General features: G+C 64.8%; 12 protein-coding genes and 1 pseudogene. 5 read left to right on the top strand and 8 right to left on the bottom strand.

All coding sequences use genetic code 11. The features are described 5' to 3' along the window. The first annotated feature begins 205 nt into the window (after positions 1-205). Entirely contained in the window at positions 206-2,953 is a 2,748-nt protein-coding gene (locus H3Z74_RS01680; protein ID WP_187762298.1) for a TonB-dependent receptor, read from the top strand. A 178-nt stretch (positions 2,954-3,131) separates the two neighbouring features. After that, positions 3,132-4,790 carry a S10 family peptidase gene (locus H3Z74_RS01685; RefSeq protein ID WP_229726824.1) on the top strand — a complete coding sequence of 553 codons (1,659 nt, stop codon included), beginning with the start codon at positions 3,132-3,134 and terminating at the stop codon, positions 4,788-4,790. Between the two features lie 47 nt (positions 4,791-4,837). On the opposite strand, the gene H3Z74_RS01690 is transcribed toward H3Z74_RS01685, so the two are convergent. The 5 genes from H3Z74_RS01690 to H3Z74_RS01710 all read right to left on the bottom strand — a co-directional run bounded on the left by H3Z74_RS01690 (position 4,838) and on the right by H3Z74_RS01710 (position 10,421). Beyond that, positions 4,838-6,373: a DHA2 family efflux MFS transporter permease subunit gene (locus H3Z74_RS01690; RefSeq protein WP_187762299.1), complete on the bottom strand. Its 1,536-nt coding sequence runs from the start codon at positions 6,371-6,373 to the stop codon at positions 4,838-4,840. Beyond that, complete coding sequence (locus H3Z74_RS01695) at positions 6,373-7,557, bottom strand: efflux RND transporter periplasmic adaptor subunit (RefSeq protein WP_187762300.1); 1,185 nt, start codon at positions 7,555-7,557, stop codon at positions 6,373-6,375. The genes H3Z74_RS01690 and H3Z74_RS01695 overlap by 1 nt, the downstream gene beginning before the upstream one ends. Continuing rightward, positions 7,554-8,957: an efflux transporter outer membrane subunit gene (locus H3Z74_RS01700; protein WP_187762301.1), complete on the bottom strand. Its 1,404-nt coding sequence runs from the start codon at positions 8,955-8,957 to the stop codon at positions 7,554-7,556. Before H3Z74_RS01700 ends, H3Z74_RS01695 begins: the two co-directional genes overlap by 4 nt. Further along, positions 8,948-9,418 (bottom strand): MarR family winged helix-turn-helix transcriptional regulator, encoded by a 471-nt coding sequence (locus tag H3Z74_RS01705; RefSeq protein WP_187762302.1) that lies wholly within the window; start codon positions 9,416-9,418, stop codon positions 8,948-8,950. Before H3Z74_RS01705 ends, H3Z74_RS01700 begins: the two co-directional genes overlap by 10 nt. 166 nt (positions 9,419-9,584) lie before the next feature. Then, positions 9,585-10,421 (bottom strand): SDR family NAD(P)-dependent oxidoreductase, encoded by an 837-nt coding sequence (locus H3Z74_RS01710; protein WP_229726825.1) that lies wholly within the window; start codon positions 10,419-10,421, stop codon positions 9,585-9,587. A 266-nt stretch (positions 10,422-10,687) separates the two neighbouring features. On the opposite strand from H3Z74_RS01710, the gene H3Z74_RS01715 reads away from it, so the two are divergent. From H3Z74_RS01715 to H3Z74_RS01725, 3 genes are read left to right on the top strand one after another with little or no spacing between them, the layout of a single operon-like run. Beyond that, positions 10,688-13,894, top strand: a complete 3,207-nt coding sequence (locus H3Z74_RS01715; protein ID WP_187762303.1) for an efflux RND transporter permease subunit — start codon at positions 10,688-10,690, stop codon at positions 13,892-13,894. Next, positions 13,887-15,059, top strand: coding sequence for an efflux RND transporter periplasmic adaptor subunit (locus H3Z74_RS01720; protein WP_187762304.1), 1,173 nt, complete (start codon positions 13,887-13,889; stop codon positions 15,057-15,059). The genes H3Z74_RS01715 and H3Z74_RS01720 overlap by 8 nt, the downstream gene beginning before the upstream one ends. Then, positions 15,046-16,443, top strand: a complete 1,398-nt coding sequence (locus tag H3Z74_RS01725) for an efflux transporter outer membrane subunit (RefSeq protein WP_187762305.1) — start codon at positions 15,046-15,048, stop codon at positions 16,441-16,443. The genes H3Z74_RS01720 and H3Z74_RS01725 overlap by 14 nt, the downstream gene beginning before the upstream one ends. A gap of 7 nt (positions 16,444-16,450) precedes the next feature. On the opposite strand, the gene H3Z74_RS01730 is transcribed toward H3Z74_RS01725, so the two are convergent. From H3Z74_RS01730 to H3Z74_RS01740, 3 genes and pseudogenes are all read right to left on the bottom strand, one after another. Next, on the bottom strand, positions 16,451-16,837 hold the full coding sequence (locus H3Z74_RS01730) for a VOC family protein (RefSeq protein ID WP_187762306.1): 387 nt from the start codon (positions 16,835-16,837) through the stop codon (positions 16,451-16,453). Between the two features lie 78 nt (positions 16,838-16,915). Next, entirely contained in the window at positions 16,916-17,299 is a 384-nt protein-coding gene (locus H3Z74_RS01735; protein ID WP_187762307.1) for a VOC family protein, read from the bottom strand. 16 nt (positions 17,300-17,315) lie between these two features. Further along, positions 17,316-20,065, bottom strand: a pseudogene (locus H3Z74_RS01740) ([protein-PII] uridylyltransferase). Positions 20,066-20,111: the final 46 nt, after the last annotated feature.

Here is a 20,111-nt window from a genome sequence, read left to right on the forward strand (position 1 = left end):
TGCGTAAATCCGTAGCTTGCAGAATGATCCTACCATTGCCGTAGCGTCAAACCCCAATCACGCCTGCATAAACTGCATGTGCGGCTGACGATTGTTCCCGATGCGGCCATAAATGGCGGAAATCCGCCCGTTTCGGACTGGACGCGGGTCGGATAGCGCTTAAGAGCGCCCGTCCAACTAGAAAAAATTTCAGGAGAGTTTCCCGATGCGCAAATCCGCGTTGCTGTTGTCCGTCGCTGCCATCGCCTTTGCCGTCCCTGCCGTTGCGCAGGATGCCGCGGCCACCCAGCAGGAAGCGCCCAGCGCAGCGCAGGAAGCGGCACCGGCCGACGACACAGCGGCCACGGACAATAGCGAGCAGGGCGACATTCTGATCACTGCGACGCGCCGCAGCGAGCGCCTCTCCGACGTGCCGATTGCGGTGTCGGCGGTCAGCCAGGAAGCGCTGCAGAATTCCGGTGCCACCGATATCCGCCAGCTCAGCCAGCTCGCCCCGTCGCTGCTCGTCTCCTCGACCGGCAGCGAAGCCAATGCCTCGGCACGTATCCGCGGCATCGGCACGGTCGGCGACAATCCCGGCCTGGAAAGCTCGGTCGCAGTGTTCATCGACGGCGTCTATCGCAGCCGTACCGGTTCGGGTCTCAATGATCTCGGCGAAGTCGACCGGATCGAAATCCTGCGCGGGCCGCAAGGCACGCTGTCGGGCCGCAACGCATCGGCCGGTACGATCAACATCATCACCAAGTCGCCCGACATGAACAAGCTCGGCGGCTATGCCGAGGCGACCTACGGCAATTACAACAATGTCCGCGTCGCCGGTGCCATCACCGGCCCGATCAGCGAGACGCTCGGCTTCCGTATCGACGGTGTCTACAACCGCCGCGACGGTTTCTATTACGACGTCACCAACAACACCGATTACAACGACCGCAACCGCTATTTCGTGCGCGGCCAACTGCTGTTCGAGCCAAGCTCGGACCTGACTGTCCGGCTGCTCGCCGACTATACCCGTCGTAACGAAAAATGCTGCGGCGCGGTCTATGTCGATCTGCGTCAGAAGGTCGATCCGACTCCGGGTGCTCCGGGCGACTATGCGGTTTCGCCGAATAACCCGATCGTCGATATCATGAAGAGCATGGGCGCGGTCTTCCCAAGCGCGGGCGATCCCTATAATCGCCGCATCGCCAATACGCCGGGCCGCGCATACAGTAATGTGACCAAGGATTACGGCGGCTCGGCGCAGATCGACTATAATCTCGGTGGTGCCTCGCTGACCTCGATCACCGCGTACCGTGAGTACAAATCGGGCGGCGCGTCGGACATCGATTACGGCAATCTCGACATTGGTTATCGCGCCGATGACGGCAACAACTATCGTCAGTTCCACACCTTCACGCAGGAACTGCGCCTGAATGGCGAAGCGCTGAGCGGCAAGCTCAACTGGCTGGTTGGCGGCTATTATTCGCGCGAAGATTTGCAGGTGGTCGACAATCTTCAGTTCGGTTCGCAGTTCGGCGCCTTTGCTGCCTGCCGCGCCGTGGCGAGCATCAATCCGTCGGCCGCGCTGCGCAACCCGAACGCTCCAGGCTGCCTCAGCCCGATCGGCATCGGTGCCGTCAATGGGGCGCTCGGCGCCGCTGCCCCGGTCGTTATCGGTGCGCTCAACCGCCTGAGCACGCTCAACAATCTGGGCAGCACGCGCGATGTGTATAACCAGAACAGCGAGAATTACGCCTTCTTCACGCACAATATCTTCAAGATCACTGACCGGCTGAGCTTCACCGGCGGCCTGCGTTACACGCATGAGCGGAAGAATTTCGACGCGACCTTCAATAACAACAACACGGTCTGCACCGCGCAGCAGGCAGCACTGGCGCCGTATCTGACCAATGCACAGCTTGCCAGCACCGCTGCTGCGCTGCTGACGCTGACCTGCACGGGCAATTCCAGCTCGACGCTCAATGGTAAGTCGATCAACAACCGGCTGAGCGAAGGTGAATTCACCGGCACCGCCGTCATCTCGTACAAGCCGATCGACGACCTGCTGGTCTATGGTTCATATTCGCGCGGCTACAAGGCGGGCGGCTATAACCTCGATCGTTCGGATCTGGGGCTTGCCTATCTGCCGAGCACCACGGCCTCGCCAAATGCCGCGCAGCTGCGCTTCGATCCGGAAACGGTCAACGCGTTCGAAATCGGCTTCAAGTACAAGTCGCGTCAGTTCAGCCTGAACGTCGCCGGCTTCCGTCAGGAATTCAGTAACTTCCAGCTGAACACCTTCAACGGCACCAACTATGTGGTGCAGAATATCGGATCGTGCAGCACCAGCCTGAACGGTGCCGATCGCGATGCAAGCGCCACCACCGGCGCGTGCACCGGCAAGGTGAAGCATGGCGTCGTGTCGCAGGGTGTCGAAATTGAGGCGGGCCTCTATCCGGCGCGCAACTTTGCGGTGAATTTGGGCTACAGCTTCACTGACACCAAATATCAGAAGAACCTGGTCGGCAGCGAGGCGGGCGAGGCACTTGACCCCGCCCTGTTCCTGCTGTCGGGCCAGCAGCTGTCGAATGCGCCGCGCCATGTCGTGACCGGGTCGGCCAGCTGGACGCCGGACATCGGCGACACCGGCCTGAGCGCGCTGTTCTATGTCGATGGCCGTATGACCAGCGACTATAACACCGGCTCCGACCTGTTCGTCGAGAAGGAGCAGGACGGCTTCTTCCTGCTCAACGCCCGTGTCGGTCTGCGCGGCAAGGACAAGAGCTGGAGCATCGAGGCCTGGGCGCAGAACCTGCTCGACACGCAATATACCCAGGTCGCGTTCAACGCACCGTTCCAGGGCGCCGGCTCGATCGGTCAGGTGCAGGCCTTTGGCGGTGTCGGCAACCAGGTCTTCTCGGCTTTCCTCGGTGAGCCGCGTACCTATGGCCTGACGCTGCGCACGCGCTTCTGATCGCCTGATTTCGTTACGCTGCGGCCCGTTTCCCTGTTGGGGAGCGGGCCGTTGTCGTTTTCGGACCGCACAGCCCAACCGGGGATTCAGGGGCTACTTTTTGTCGCCCCCGGGATTGCGTTGCCGGACTTAAACAGGGAGAAATGCGGCGTTTTTCGACAATCCAAGGGAATTCTTCGTGATCGTCAGGCTCCTTGCGCTTGCCCTCGCCGCCGCTCCCACTTCCGCCGCGCTGGCTGCGCAAGAGACTCCCGGGCGCGACAAGGCACCGGCCGGTTCCCCAACCGCCTCCAACGCCGACAAGATGAAGAGCGAAGCGGAGGCCGCCTGGGCCAATGCACCGGTGGCCGAAACCGAGACGACTCACCGCGACGCAGTGACCATTAATGGCCGCCGTTATGGCTATACCGCCTCGGCCGGAACGCTGACGATCCGCGATATCGAGGGTAAGCCGACCGCCTCGATGTTCTACACCGCCTACACGCTTGACGGCGTGAAGCCGGGGACCAAGCGGCCAGTCACGTTCCTCTATAATGGCGGGCCAGGCAGCCCGTCCTTCTGGCTGCGGATGGGATCGTTCGCGCCGATCCGGCTGCGCACCACCAATCCCGAATTCATCCGGCCCGCGCCCTATGACGTCGGGCCCAATCCGGATTCGCTGCTCGACAAGACCGACCTTGTTTTCCTCGACGCGATCGGCACCGGCTATTCGCGCCCGCTCGGTGATATGAAGCCCGCGCAATTCTACGGCGTCGATGAGGATGTCGATGCCTTTGCCAAGGGCATCCTGCGCTATGTCACCAAATATGGCCGCTGGATGAGCCCGAAATTCCTGCTCGGCGAAAGCTATGGGACGCTGCGGTCCGGCGCGCTTGCCTATCAGCTGCAGGATCGCGGCATGGCGCTCAACGGCGTCGTGCTTTTGTCGTCGATCATGAATTATGGCTATCGCCAGCCCGGGCTCGACCAAGTCTATCTGAATTATTTTCCCAGCTACGCTGCGACGGCCTGGTACCATAACCGGGTGCAGAACCGGCCGGTGGACGTCGCCACGATCGTTGCCGAGGCGCGGGAGTTTGCCAACGGGCCCTATATGTCGGCCTTGGCCAAGGGACAGTTGATCCCGGATGCGGAGCGCGATCAGGTCGCCAATCGGATGAGTCAGCTGATTGGCCTGTCGCCCGAATTCATCAAGCGCGCCAACCTCCGGATCGATCTGCCGCGGTTCCAGAAGGAATTGCTGCGCAGCGACGCGCGCACCGTTGGCCGGTTCGATTCACGCTATACCGGTATCGACACCGATGCGGCAGGCGAACGGCCCGAAACGGACGCGTCGTCCGATGCGATCTCCGGCGCGTATATCGCCTCGTTCAACGATTATGTGTCGACCACACTCGGCTACAAGACTGACCTGCCGTACCGGCTTTCCGCGCGCGATGCGGCGGGCTTCACATGGAACTGGAAGCATGATGCGCCCGGGCGCGGTCAGGGTCAGAGCCAGAACAATCCCAACACTGCGATCGATCTGGCGGCGGCGATGCGCGCCAACCCGTATCTGAAAGTGCTGTCGATGAACGGCTATTATGACATGGCGACGCCGTTTTTCGGCACCGAAAACGATCTGGGCCATATGATGCTGGAACGGTCGCAGCAGGCGAATCTGCAGTTCACCTATTACCCGGCGGGCCATATGACCTATCTGAATCCGGAGGCGCTGCGCCGGATGAAGGCCGATCTGGCTCACTGGTACGACGATGCGCTCAGCGATGCGCTCTCGGCGACCCCACCCGTTCCGCCGTCTGGCAACTCCGCGCGATTGGGGCAGGCGCCGAACTGAACTGGTGTCGTTAACGGATAGGGTGATCAACTCTGCTCCAAGCCGCTTCAGTCCGCGGCAATCGGGCCCTTTGGCGCGGACGGCCGGCGCGTCAGCCATACGGTGCCGATCAGTGCCACGCACAGCCAGGCGGAGACCCGGAACAGATCGGTCGAGGCAAGCAGATACGCCTGGCCGACCATCTGGCGGGTGATCGCCGCCGTCGCCTGCAGATCGGTAAAGCCGAGCCGCTCCAGCGCGGCATGTGCCATCTGAAAGGGAGATGCGCTGCCCACCGCGTCGGACAAATGGCTCTGATGCATTGCTTCGCGCCGATCCCACATCGTGGTGGTGATCGAAGCCGCGAAGCTGCCTGCGGTGATGCGCGCGAAATTGACGATGCCGGTGGCCGACGGCATCCGCTCCGGCGGGATACCGTCGAGCGAGATCGTCACCATCGACAGGAAGAAGGTGCTCATCGCCACACCCTGCACCAGCATCGGCAGCACGAGATCCCAGGTGCTTGCGCTCGTGTTCAGATTGGAGCGCATGAAATAGGATAGGGCAAAGGCGATGAAGGAAATCGTTGCCAGTATTCGTGCATCGACCTTGCCCGATGCGCGCGCGACGAACGGCGTCAGGAGCACCGCAACCACACCGCTGGGCGCTGCGACCAGGCCGGCCCAAGTCGCGGTGTAGCTGAGCTGAGTCTGGAGCCAGAGCGGCAGGATCAGCGTGTTGGCGAAGAACACCGCATAGCCAAGGCAGAAGGCGACCGAGCCGAAGGCGAAGTTGCGATGCTTGAACAGCGACAGGTCGACGGTCGGGTTGGCGTCGGTCATTTCCCAGATCACCCAGGCGATGAAACCGATCACCGCCACCACGGTCATCACGACGATCCGGGTGGAATTGAACCAGTCGTCATTCTTGCCCAAATCGAGCATCATCTGCAGCGCACCGACCCACAGCACGAGCAGGACCAGGCCGACCTGGTCGATCGGAAGCTTGCGCGTCGCCGTCTCGCGCGAGCGCAGGCCGCGCCAGCAGATCAGGGCGCAGAAAATGCCCACCGGCACGTTGATCAGGAAGATCCAGCTCCAGTGATAATTGTCGGAGATATAGCCGCCGAGGATCGGCCCCATGATCGGGCCGACCAAGGTGGTGATCGACCAGACGCCGAGTGCGGTGGAGCGTTTGTCCGACGGAAAGATCGAGATCAGCAGGGCCTGGCTGCCCGGGATCATCGGCCCCGAGACGGCACCCTGCAGAATCCGGAAACCGATCAGTGAGGGCAGGTCCCAGGCGATGCCGCACAGCAGGGATGCGATGGTGAACAATATGACCGAGGTGCAGAAGGTCTTCACCACCCCGAACCGGCCCATCAGCCAGCCGGTCAGCGGCACCGCCACGCCGTTGGCCACGGCGAACGCCGTGACCACCCAGGTCGAATTGTCGCTGCTGACGCCGAGATTGCCGGCGATCGTCGGCAGGGAGACATTGGCGATGGTCGAATCCAGCACCTGCATGAAGGTGCCGAGCGCCAGCGCGAATGCGGTGAGGGCCAGCGCGCCGCCCCTGAGCGGCGCAGGGACGGCGGCGGACATCAGCGATTGGCCGCGATGATCTGCGCAATCCGCGCTTCCACCTTGGGATCGGCTCCGTCCGTTTCGATGCCCTGATAGGCCTGGCGGGCCGGGGCGCCGATGCGCGTGCCGGACGTGTCGCTGGTGTCGACCGTCGCGTTGACCGACAGGCCGACGCGCAGCGGGTTGGCGCGCAGTTCAGCGCTGTTGAGCGCAATACGTACCGGCAAACGCTGCACGATCTTGATCCAGTTGCCGCTGGCATTTTGCGGCGGGAGCAGCGCGAAGGCATTGCCGCTTCCGGCGGCCAGGCCAATGACATGGCCGTGATAGACGGTGCTGCTGCCATACATGTCGGCGGTCACCGTCACCTTCTGGCCCAGGCGGATATCCTGCAGCTGTGTTTCGCGGAAATTGGCGTCGACCCATACCCGGTCGAGCGGCACCACTGCCATCAGCGGCGTACCCGCCGCGACTTGCTGGCCGAGCTGAACAGTGCGCTGTGCGATCACGCCGTCGATCGGCGCGACGATATGCATATGGCTGCGCGTGATCGCGGCACGGCGATACGCGGCAATGGCGGCGAGTACCGCCGGGTTGTTCGAGACGGTCGTGCCCTGCACTCCGGTCCGCGATTGCGCCTCCTGGCTCCGGGCAAGCGCAAGCGTGGCGGTTGCGACCTTCACGGCGTCCCCGGCGTGGCTCAATTCTTCGCCCGACACGGCGCCTTCGGCCGCCGCGCCGCGGCGGCGGGAAAGGTCGTTGCGCGCGCGCGCCAGTTCAGCTTCGGCCTGGACGACCGCCGCGCCGGTTTCATTGAGTTTCGAGAAATCCGACCGGGTCGAACGCACCGTTCGCGCCAGCTCGGCGGCGGCAGACGCCAGCCCGACATCGGCCGTCGCCGGGTCGAGGTCGAGCAACGGCTCGCCGGCACGCACCGTTTGCGTATTGTCGGCACGGACCGCCAGAATCATGCCTGGATCGCGTGCCGTGATCGACACCACGTCGCCCGCGACATATGCGTCGTCGGTTTCCTCCGACGGCTTGGCGAGCAGGAAATGGAACACGCCCCACACGATCGCGGCAATGGCGATCAGTGCAGCCAGGACGGTCAGCGCCCTGCGCCGCAGCCTGGGATTACCGCGCACGGGAACGACCGGCGTTTCGGAAGCGTCGGAGGCTTCGACCTTTTCGATATAGCTCATTTCATGTCCTTCGGATCGAAGCCGCCGCCCAGCGCCAGGACCAGCGCGACGCGCTGGCTGGCGGCATCGGCCGCGAGATTGGCATCGGCTTGCTGCGCGTCGAGCAGCCGCACATCATTGTCGACAAGGCCAAGCCGGGATTCGAGCCCGCTCGACACGCGGATCGTGTTCAGGCGGCCGGTCTCGGCAAAACCGCGCACCACCTGGGTCTGGCGTGCGCGATCGGCGGTGAGGCTCTGCACCCGAGTCAGCGCATCGGCGGTCTCGCGGACCGCGCCGACCACCTTTTCATTGTAATCGGCAATGGCGAGATCGACCCCCGCGGTCGCGTCGGCGAGACCGGCCTTCAGTCGGCCATTGTCGAAGATCGGCAAATGGATCGCGGCGCCGGCGCCCGCCGTGCCGGCATCGGAGGTGAAGAAATTGCCGATGCCGATCGCTTGCAGCCCGACCAGCGCCGACAAATTGATATCGGGATAGAAAGCGCGGCGCGCAGCGAGCCGTCCTTGTCCCGCCGCGTCGATCCGCGCCAGTGCCGCGGCGACATCCGCCCGGCGCGCGAGCAGATCGGCCGGGATGGTCGCGGGCAAGGGCAGGGCGGTGTCGAGTTTCAGCGCCGTCGGGGCGATCGTCGCGGGATAATCCGCGCCGCGCCCGGCCAGCGCGGCCAGCGCATTGGCTGCCAGTGCGCGCTGCGCGGTTGCGCGCACCAGCGCTTGCTGCGCCTGGGCCAGCAATGTTTCCGCTGCCTGGGAATCAAGCTCGCTCGCCAGCTTGTTGCGGATACGACTCCGGACCAGCCGCAACGAATCTTCGCGGGTCGCGATCGTGCGCTGCGCAATCGCCGCCAATCGTTCGGCGCGCGCCGCTTCGATATACGTCTGTACGACGGATCCGGCGAGTGCGAGGCGTGCCGCGGTCGCATCCAGCAATGCAGCGCGAGTAGAAGCCCGCGCGCCGGCGATCACCGCCTTTTGCCGGCCGAACAGATCGAGGTTCCAGTTCAATCCGGCTTGCGCCTGGCCGAGAAAGCGGGTGGTGCCGGCGAAGGGCGGCGGGATTTCATACTGGCCGCTGAGCCGGGAATATTGGGCCGATGCGTCAAAGGCTGCGTTGGGGCCGTTATCCGCGCGGCTGTTCGCCAGGATCGCGCTTGCCTGGCGGACGCGGGCCAGCGCCGCTTCCAGCGAGGGATTGCCGGCCTGTGCGTCGGCGACGAGGCGGTCGAGCTGCGGATCGCCGAATGAGCGCCACCAATCATCCGCAATCGCCGGGGCCCGGGCAGCACCAGAAAGTCCGAGCGAAGCATCGTTGATTGGAGAAAGTTCGGGCCGGGACGCGGGTATCGCGCAACCCGCAAGCAGCGCGGCGCTTGCGAGAGCGAAGCCGGTCAAGCGCATGGCTCGTCTCCCACAGCGGTTTCGAGCGACGTGCGTAGCCGCTGGAGATAACCGATCAGCCGGGTCGCATCATCGGGTGACCAGTCCGCGAGCCAGCCGTTCCAGAGCGTCAGGACGCGCAGCATGCAGCGTCGCGCGATCTCTTCGCCCTGAACCGTCACGCGCAGATTGATGACACGGCGATCCTCGGCATCTCGATCGCGAATGACCAGGCCCCGCTCTTCCAGCGTATCAATCAGGCGTGTCGTGGCGCCTTTGTCATGCCCCAGGTCATGCGCCAGTGCACGGCATGTGAGACCCCGGCCGTACAGGATGGAAACAAGCGCGCTCCACTGGAGATAAGAAACATCTTCTCCGACAAAGGCGGGCTCGAGCCCTTTCAATGTGATCTGATAAACCTGCTTTGCCAGATAGCCGACCGAGATATCCGGAGAGTAGTTTTCCGCGGTGTAAAACGACACGTTGTTGCCCCAGCAATGGTTGCTGCGGCAACTAATATGGTCGAGGGCAGCCCCGTTCAAGGGTTTGGGCGTTAAAAAATCGCCGCGATGCGGCTCGATTCAATATCAGGGCATTTTGTTCGCATATTCCGGAGCATGCGTTCGCACGATTGGCGGGGTGGCATGATCAGCCTGCGGCCGGCGCCATCTCCTGGCCCTGGCGGTACATGCGCTCCGGCTTCATACCGGCCGATTGCCCGCCGTCGATCGGCAGGACAGCGCCGGTGACGAAGCTGCTGTGATCCGATCCGAGCCAGAGCACCGCCTGTGCAACCTCTTCGGCTGCGCCAAGCCGGCGCATCGGCGTCGCCAGCGCCGCCTGGCGCTGTGCCTGTTCGCCGGCGGCTTCCAGATGATGAGTGAGGATCGGCCCGGGCGCGAGTATGTTCACGCGGATGCTGTGATCGGCGTAATCAAGTGCCGCAACCTTGCTGAGCGCGATGATGCCCGCCTTGCCGGTGACATATCCCGCCAGATTGGCGACCCCCTGGACCCCGGCAAGCGAGGCCATGTTGACGATCGAACCGCCGCCGCTCGCGAGCATCGCCGGCACCTGATATTTCATGCCGAGAAAAGTGCCGCGGATATTGGTGCGGATCGCGCGGTCGAACTCGTCGATGCTCATCTCGGCGAGCGGCTTCGGTATCGAAGCGTCGGTCGCATTGTTGAACGCGATATCGAGCCGCCCGAAATGGTCGAGCACAGCCTTGATCAAGCGCTCGACCGACCGCTCGTCGCCGACATCGACTGGCAGGAAGCGTGCTTCGTGCCCTTCGATTTCGATCTCCCGGGCCACGGTTTGCAGGGCCTGTTCATCCCTCGCTCCGAGCATCACGCGCGCGCCCGCCCGCGCCAGCACCCGGGCGGTCACCGCGCCGATTCCACGGCTCGCGCCGATCAGCAGCGCCACCTTACCGTCGAGCAGGCGGGGCAGATCATCATTGGGCATAGGCAAATTTCGCATCTCGAATCTCCGGAAGAATCACTATACAATTAGTATATTCAATATGAGAGTGAATGCCAGGAATGCCCGATTCGAGCAGCATTGCCGGTTTGATCCCAAAATTTGGGGCCGCTTGGGACCTTTCTAGACCGATCGGTATCTTTTTCTGATAGGGAAGCCTTGTTGACCCTTGCATTTCGCTGCTGCGCTGCGACATGGGGCCCGAGCAGGTCTGACGGCTCCGGGAGTCGCCGCCATTCGTGCCCGCGTTTGGTTGAGGTATTCCCGTGATCGGTATCGTCAGAGTCGCGCTGTCGCGCCCACTCACCTTCATCGTCATGGCGATCCTGATCGCCATTGTTGGCGTGCTTGCGGCGATCCGCACACCGGTCGACATCTTCCCCAATATTCGCGTGCCGGTGATCGCGACCGCGTGGAATTATAGCGGCCTGTCGCCCAACGACATGAGCGGGCGGATCATCACGCCGTTCGAACGCGTGCTCACCACCACGGTCAACGACATCGATCATATCGAAAGCCAGTCGATGCCCGGTATCGGTGTGGTGAAGATCTATTTCCAGCCCGGGGCCGATATCCGCACCGCCACCGCGCAGGTGACCAGCGTTTCGCAATCGGTGCTGCGCCAGTTGCCGCCGGGGATCACCCCGCCGCTGATCCTCAACTACAACGCCTCGACCGTGCCGATCCTGCAGCTCGCGCTGTCGGGCAAGGGTCTGTCCGAAGGCCATATGTTCGACCTGGCGCAGAATCAGGTTCGCCCCGGCTTGGTCACCGTGCCGGGCGCCGCGATCCCCTATCCGTCGGGCGGGCGGCAGCGCCAGGTGCAGATCGACCTTGATCCCCAGGCGCTGCAGTCAAAGGGGCTGTCGGCGCAGGATGTCGGCAATGCGATCGCCGCGCAGAACCAGATCAACCCGGCGGGCTTCGCCAAGATCGGCGGCTTCCAGTATAATATCCGCCTCAACAATGCGCCCGGCTCGATCGACGAGCTCAACGCGCTGCCGGTCAAGGTAGTGAACGGCGCGACCATCTATATGCGCGACGTGGCGCATGTCCGCGATGGCAGCGCACCGCAGACCAATGTCGTCCATGTTGATGGCTCGCGCTCGGTGTTGATGACCATTCTCAAGAACGGAGCGACCTCGACGCTCGCGATCGTGCAGGGCATCAAGGACGCCTTGCCGGCGATCCAGGCGACCCTGCCGCCGGAACTCAAGATCGTGCCGATCGGCGACCAGTCGCTGTTCGTTGAGGCGGCGGTATCGGGCGTGGTCAAGGAAGGTGCGATCGCCGCGGCGCTGACCAGCCTGATGATCCTGTTGTTCCTCGGATCGTGGCGCTCGACCGTAATCATCGCGATCTCGATCCCGCTCGCCATCCTTGCCGCGATCATCGCCTTGTCCGCGACCGGCCAGACATTGAACGTGATGACGCTCGGCGGCCTCAGCCTGGCGGTCGGCATCCTGGTCGACGACGCGACGGTGACGATCGAGAACATCAACTGGCACCTCGAACAGGGCAAGGGCGTGCGCCAGGCGATCCTCGACGGCGCCGCGCAGATCGTCACCCCGGCGTTCGTCTCGCTGCTGTGCATCTGTATCGTGTTCGTGCCGATGTTCTTCCTGCCGGGTGTCGCCGGGTTCCTGTTCGTGCCGCTGGCACTGGCGGTGGTGTTCGCGATGATCGCATCGTTCATCCTGTCGCGCACTTTGGTGCCGACCATGGCGATGTACCTGTTGCGCCCGCATGCCGGCGACCTGCATGCGGCGGGCACGCCAACCTCGCGCAATCCACTGGTCCGTTTCCAGCGCGGGTTCGAGGCACGCTTCGAACGTTTGCGGCTCGCCTATGGCCGGCTGCTCGAACGCGCGCTGGCGACCGGCCGGCCGTTCCTGCTCGGCTTTCTCGCCGTCGTCGCGCTCTCGTTCCTGCTGGTGCCGTTCCTGGGGCAGAATTTCTTCCCCAGTGTCGATGCCGGGCAGATCACCTTGCATGTCCGTGCGCCGATCGGCAGCCGGATCGAGGACACATCGGCCGCGTTCGACCGGATTGCCGGGCGCATCCGTCAGATCATCCCGGCCGACGAGCTTGTCTCGGTGGTCGACAATATCGGCCTGCCGGTGAGCTCGATCAATACCACCTACAACAACTCCGGCACGATCGGGCCGCAGGATGGCGACATCCTGATCCAGCTGGCCGAGGGCCATAAACCGACCGCCGACTATGTCCGCAAGATGCGCGAGACGCTGCCGGGCGCATTCCCGGGGACGACCTTCTCGTTCCTGCCGGCCGACATCACCAGCCAGATCCTCAATTTCGGCGCGCCTGCACCGATCGACATCCAGATCGCGGGCAAGGACCAGGCAGGGAATTATGCCTATGCGCGGACCATCCTGCGTCGGATCGCGGCGATCCCCGGCGTGGCCGATGCGCGGATCCAGCAATCGGCGCGCTACCCTGAATTGAGCGTGGATATCGACCGCAGCCGGATTGGCGGGCTTGGCCTGACCGAGCGCGACGTGACCAACAGCGTGGCTTCATCGCTTGCCGGTACGTCGCAGACATCGCCGGTCTTCTATCTCAACCCGGAGAATGGCGTGTCCTACTCGGTGGTCGCGCAGACCCCCGAATATCGCGTCGGATCGATCAGCGACCTGTCCAATATTCCGGTCACCGGCGCCACGGCCGGCGGAACCGCACAGGTGCTGGGCGGGATCGGGTCGATCAGCCGTTCGACCTCGCCGGCGGTTGTCTCGCACTACAATATCCAGGGGGCGATCGACATTTATGCGACGCCCAATGGCCGCGATCTCGGCGCGATCGCCGGCGACATCAAGCACGTCCTGGCGGAATTGAAGGCAAGCGCGCCCAAGGGCACGACAGTCGCACTGCGCGGGCAATATGCGACGATGAACAGTGCCTTTTCCGGCCTGTTCTTCGGCCTGATCGGCGCGATCGTGCTGATCTATCTGCTGATCGTGGTGAACTTCCAGAGCTGGCTCGACCCGTTCGTGATCATCACGGCGCTACCCGGCGCGATCGCCGGGATCATCTGGATGCTGTTCCTCACCGGCACGACGCTGTCGGTGCCGGCGCTGACCGGCGCGATCATGTGCATGGGCGTGGCGACCGCGAACTCCATCCTGGTGGTCAGCTTCGCGCGTGAGCGGCTCGCTGAGCTCGGTGACTCGACCAGGGCGGCGCTGGAGGCGGGCATGACTCGCTTCCGCCCGGTGCTGATGACCGCGCTGGCGATGGTCATCGGCATGCTGCCGATGGCGCTGGGCCTTGGCGAGGGCGGCGAGCAGAACGCGCCGCTCGGCCGCGCGGTGATCGGCGGGCTGATCGTCGCGACGATCGCGACGCTGATGTTCGTGCCGGTGATCTTCAGCATCGTTCACCGCAAGCATGCCGGGAAACCCGCCGCGACTGCGGGCTCGGAGACTCAGAGTTTGGAGGAAGTACATGTCTGAACCCGCTTCCGGTTCCTTGAAGAAAATCGGGGTCGCTGCGGCGGTCGTTGCTATCGCGCTTGCGGGATTTGGCATCTTCGCGCGCAGCCATTCCGATGCGCAGCTCGCCAGCTGGACCACCGCACAGGCGACGCCGATCGTCACCGTGATCCAGGCCAAGGGTGCTGGCGCGAGCGATGCGCTGACCCTGCCGGGCAATGTCCAGGCGTTCAACAGCGCGCCGATCTATGCCCGGACCAACGGCTATGTCCGGCGCTGGTTCGTCGATATCGGCGATTCCGTGCGCGCCGGGCAGACGCTCGCCATCCTCGATGCGCCCGAGGTCGACCAGCAGGTCGAGGCCGCACGCGCCGACCTGCAGACCGCGCGCGCCAACCGCGCGCTTGCCGCATCGACCGCGACGCGCTGGCGCGACCTGCTCGCCAAGGACGCAGTGTCGAAGCAGGAGACCGATGAGAAGTTCGGTGACCTTGCCGCCAAGTCGGCGATCGCCAGCGCGGCTTCGGCCAATGTCCGGCGGCTTGGGGCACTGCAGGGCTTCACCCGGCTCACTGCGCCATTCTCTGGTACGGTGACGAGCCGTTCGACTCAGATCGGTGCGCTGGTTACCTCCGGGACGGCGGCATCGACGCCGCTGTTCACCGTCGCCGATGTCAGCCGCATGCGCATCTATGTCCGTATCCCCCAGGCCTTTTCGGGCCAGATCCAGCAGGGCATGCATGCGAGTCTGACGGTGCCCGAATATCCCGGTCGCAATTTCGACGTCACGCTGACGCGCAGCGCTGGGGCGGTCGATCCGCAATCGGGCACGGTGCTGGTCGAGCTGCAGACCGCCAACGCCGACCGCGCGCTGAAACCGGGCGCCTATGCTCAGGTCAAGTTCCCGGTCGGTGGCGGCAGCGGCGCCGGCCTGCGTCTGCCGTCGAGTGCGCTGGTGATCGGGTCGAAGGGCACTCAGGTGGCGGTGGTCGGCGCCGACGGCAAGGCGCAGCTCAAGACCATCACGATCGGCCGTGACGATGGCGACAGCGTGGAGATCAGCGCTGGCCTGACTGTCGCCGACCGCGTGATCGACAGCCCGCCGGACTCGCTTCAGAACGGCGATCCGGTGCGGATCAGCACGACCGCCAGGCCAGGCGCGGGAGCGGCTCGTGCCCCGCGCTAGGGCCGCGCTGACGGCGATCTTCGCGGCCGGGCTCAGCGGCTGCTCGCTCGCCCCGCCCTATAGCGTGCCGGCCGCCCCGACCGCGCCCGCCTATAAGGAGCTGGGCAAGTGGCAGTCGGCCGAGGTCGGCGTCGCGCCCGGCGCGTGGTGGAGCGCATTCGGCGATACAATGCTCGACGAGCTTGAGGCGCGGATCGAAAAGGGCAATCCCGATCTCGCCGGGGCGGTTGCGCGCTATGACCAGGCGCGCGGCCAGCTGCGCGAGAGTCAGGCCGCGCAACTGCCGAGCCTGGATGCCGGCGTCAGCGCAGAGCGTGCGCGGGTCTCGGCCGGGCGCCCGCTGAGCAGCAGCGGCGCCGCGCGCTATACCGATCTGCGCCTCGGCGGGTCGCTTGCCTATGAGATCGACCTGTTCGGCCGGGTGCGCAATTCGGTCCGTGCCAACGCCGCCGATGCGCAAGCGAGCGAACAGGACGTCGCCGCCGTGCGGCTCGGGTTGCAGGCGACATTGGCCGACTATTACTTCCAGATGCGCGGGCTCGATGCGCGCGCGGTGCTACTGCGTCAGACGGTCGAAGCATTCGAGCGCGCGTTCGAGCTGACCGATACGCGGCACAGCGGCGGGATTGCCTCCGGCATCGACGTCAGCCGCTCGGCCGCCTTGTTGTCGAGTGCGCGCGCCGAACTGTCGGCCGTCGCAGGCGACCGTGCCGCGTTTGAACATGCCATCGCTGCGCTGGTCGGGGAGTCGCCGTCGAGCTTCTCGATTCCCGTCGCCGAGATACAGCGTCAGCCGCCGGCCATTCCAGTCGGCGTGCCCTCGACCCTGTTGCAACGCCGCCCCGATATCGTTGCTGCGGAACGCCGCGTTGCCGCCGCCAACGCGCGGATCGGTGTGGCGCGCGCGGCGCTATTCCCATCCTTGACGCTCGGCGCGACCGGCGGGTTCGAGGCGGGCAATAGCGATATCCTCAGCGCGCCGAACGGTTTCTGGGCGCTCGGCCCGCTGTCGGCGGCGCTGTCGATCTTCGACGGCGGCGCGCGGCGCGCGCGGGTGCGGATCAGCCGTGCGCAGTATGACGAGGCTGCCGCCGGCTATCGCTCGACCGTGCTCGCCGCGTTCCGCGAGGTTGAGGATGACCTGGCTCGCGCGCACAGTCTTGCCGCGCAGGAACAGGATCAGCAGGCCGCGACGCGCGCCGCCGAACGCACCCGCGATCTCGCGCTGATCCGCTACCGCGACGGCGCGTCGGACTATCTCGAAGTCGTCACCGCACAGACCGCCGCGCTCGATGCGCAGCGGTCGTTGCTCGAGGTCCAAAGCCGCCGGCTGCAGATCGCGGTCGATACGGTTCGCGCGATCGGCGGTACGGCGGCGGGATAGGCCTGGATCAGGCGGCGGGCAGGCGGTGCATCGCGCACAGCTTGTTGCCCGCCGGATCGCGCAGGTAGGCGAGATAGAGCTGGCCGAAGCTGCCCTGGCGGATGCCGGGCGGATCTTCGCACGATGCGCCGCCGGCAGCGACACCGGCGTCATGCCAGGCGACGGCCTCTTCGGGCGACTTGGCGGCAAAGCCGATCGTGCCGCCATTGGCGAAACAGGCCGGTTCGCCATTGATCGGCTTTGAGATCGAGAAGATTCCAGTCGGCGTAACGTAGAAGACGCGCCCTTTTTCATCGACCCGGCCCGGCGGGATGCCGAGCGTTGCAAGCGTCGTGTCGTAGAAGCTCTTTGACTCTTCGACGTCGTTCGCGCCGACCATGATATGACTGAACATCCGATGCTATCTCCCTGGTTTGTCCCCGCATGATCGCATGCAGGAGGTCGACGCTGCTGTCGACTATCTATCAGCCGATCACCCGGCCGGCGGTTCCCACAGTTCGAGCGCATTGCCCTCAGGGTCGTGGATCCGCGCGAACTGGCCGATCGATGGGTCGTTCCATTCCGGCTTGGTGATGATGTCGATGCCCGCCGCGTTGAGGTGTTCGAGCAACGAGTCGAGATCGCGCACGCGCAAATTGAGCATGAACTGCTTGTCGGCGGCGAAATAGTCGGTCTCGTGCTTGAACGGCGCGAACACCACCGGGCCGCCCTCCGTCTGCCATGACCATTCGTCCGGTGTCGCCCCCTCGGTCGCGACGCAGCCCGCGCCGATGCCGAGATGCTCGCGGTACCAGGCGGACAATGCGTCCGGGTCCTTCGCGCGAAAGAACAGCCCACCAATTCCCAGCACCGGCATCGTCCGTCTCCTCTCGTTACTCGGCCTCGACCATCTCCCGCCCCGCCGCCGCGTCGAGCAGGCGGCGTTCGATCGTCTTCAGTCGCGGTCCGCCGGCAATCTTGTCGCCGAGCAGATCGGTCAGGTAGAAAGTGTCGACCGCGCGCTCGCCATAGGTCGCGACGTGCGACGAGTGAATCGTCACCTTCGACTGGAACAATGTGTAGGCAAGCTGGTGCAGCAGCGCCGGGCGGTCGCGGGCATTGACCTCGACCACGGTGAATCGGTTCGACGCCTTGTTGTCGATCAGCACATTGGGCGCGATCTCGAACGCCTCGGCGCGGGTGCGGGGCAGGGGCTTGGCCAGCAGCCGGTCGAGCATCTTGCCGCGATTGGCCAGCGCATCCTCGATCGCGGTGCGCAGCCGGCCGAGCTGCCCGGCATCGTCGAACGGCCGGCCGAAGGGGTCCTGGACGAGGAAATTGTCGAGCGCCATGCCGTCGCGCGTGGTGTGGATGCGCGCGTCGATGATGTTGCCGCCGGCGACATGGATCGCCCCGGCGATGCGGTAGAACAGGCCGGGATGGTCGGCGGCATAGACGGTGACCAGGGGTCGCGCCGCGTTCGGGATAGACCTGCGCGGCGATCGACAGTTGCGCACCTCCGGCTGCCTCGATCAGCCGCGCATTGCGCACCAGCACATCGTCCGGCTCGGCGACCCAATAGGGCTCGGGCAGACGCTTGACCAGCCGGGCGAAGGCCGCATCGTCCCAGCCGAGCGCAGCCTGCAGCGCCTCCTGCTTGGCGGCGATGCGCTCGCCGCGACCCTTCTGCTTGTGGCCGAGGCGCAGCACCTCCTCGGCGGATTCATAGAGCGTGGAGAGCAATTGCCGTTTCCAGCCGTTCCACACGCCCGGCCCTACCGCGCGGATGTCGACCACGGTCAGGGTGAGCAGCAGGCGCAGCCGCTCCGGGCTCTGCACCGCTTCGGCGAAATCGAGGATCGTCTTGAAATCCGACAGGTCGCGTTTGAACGCGGTCGCCGACATCAGCAAATGCGCGCGGACCAGCCAGGCGACTGTCTCGGTTTCCGCCGGGGAGAGGCCGAAGCGCGGGCAGAGCCGGTGTGCGACTTCCGCGCCGAGCACTGAATGGTCGCCGCCGCGCCCCCTTGGCGATGTCATGCAGCAGCACCGCGACGTAAAGCACGCGGCGCGACACGATCTGCTTCATGATCGCGGTGGAGAGCGGGTGATCCTCGTTGAGCTCGCCATGTTCGATCTTGGATAGCAGGCCGATCGCGCGGATCGTGTGCTCATCGACCGTATAATGATGATACATGTCGAACTGCATCTGCGCGACGACGCGGCCGAAATCGGGCACGAAACGCCCGAACACGCCCGCCTCGTTCATCCAGCGCAGCACGGTTTCGGGATCGCGCGGGCTGGTCAGCACGTCGAGGAAGAAGGCGTTGGCCTCGGGATCCTTGCGGATATCGTCGGCGAGCTTCGCGTCGCGTGCGGCGGCGCGCATCGCCAGTGGGTGGATTTCCAGCCCATGCTTGTCAGCAAGCGCGAACATCTCGATCAGTCGCACCGGTTTCTTCACCAGGAAATCGTCCGACGGCAGCGTGATCCGGCCGCGTTCGAGCCGGAAGCCGTTGAGCTTGCTGGGATGACGCCGCAGCGTCGGCAGGCCGAAGCGGCGCCCGCGCGCAGCGAATTTCTCGTCGAGATGCGCAAGGAAGACGCCGGTCAGATTGCCGACCGTCTTCGCCTGCAGGAAGTAATATTGCATGAAACGTTCGACGCTCGATTTGCCCGGGCGGTCGGCGAAGCGCAGCCGTTCGGCGATCTCGCGCTGCAGGTCGAAGGTCAGCCGGTCCTCGGCGCGGCCGGCGATGCTGTGCAGTTGGCAGCGCACCGCCCAGAGGAAATTCTCCGCACGGTGGAACTGGCGATATTCGTCCGCGGTCAACAGCCCGGCACCGACCAGTTCGGCCGAGCTTTGTACGTTATAGGCGTATTTGCCGATCCAGAAGAGCGTATGGAGATCGCGCAGGCCGCCCTTGCCCTCCTTCACATTGGGTTCGACGACATAGCGCGTGTCACCCATCTTCTTGTGTCGCACGTCGCGTTCGGCGAGCTTGTCGGCGATGAAGGCGCGGGCGGTATCGGTCTGCACCTCGACCTTGAAACGCCGCGCGGCCTCTTCGTAGAGATCGGTGTCGCCCCACACATAGCGTGCTTCGAGCAGGGCAGTGCGGATGGTGATGTCGCTCTTTGCCTGGCGCACCATCTCATCGAGCGAACGGCTGCTGTGGCCGACCTTCAGGCCGAGATCCCAAAGCGCATAGAGCATGGTCTCGATCACCTGCTCGCTCCACCCGGTCTGTTTCCAGGGGGTGAGGAAGCCGATATCGATGTCCGAATGCGGCGCCATCTCGCCGCGGCCATAACCGCCGACTGCGATCAGCGTGAGCCGTTCCGAGGCAGTGGCATTGTTGACCGGATAAAGCCGGGTGACCGTGAAATCGTAGAGCAGGCGCAGCAACTGGTCGGTCAGGAACGCCTGGGCGGCGGCCGCCTCGAGCCCGCGCGAGGGATGTTCGACCAGCCGGCGGGCGATCTCCGCACGCCCGGCGTCGAGCGCGGCCTTGAGCTGCACCGCGGCAGCGCGGCGCAGCGCGACCTTGTCGTCGCCCTCCAGCGCGGCAAGCGTGTCGGCAAGCACGCGGCGATCGATGATCGCGCGGCGCTGGGGCAGGGAGTCGAAGCGGCCGGTCATGCGGATCAGATACCGCGTTCGGGATGCCGCGTCACCGCCCCGGTGG

Origin of the sequence: Sphingomonas alpina (assembly GCF_014490665.1) — a bacterium.
Taxonomy (GTDB): domain Bacteria; phylum Pseudomonadota; class Alphaproteobacteria; order Sphingomonadales; family Sphingomonadaceae; genus Sphingomonas; species Sphingomonas alpina.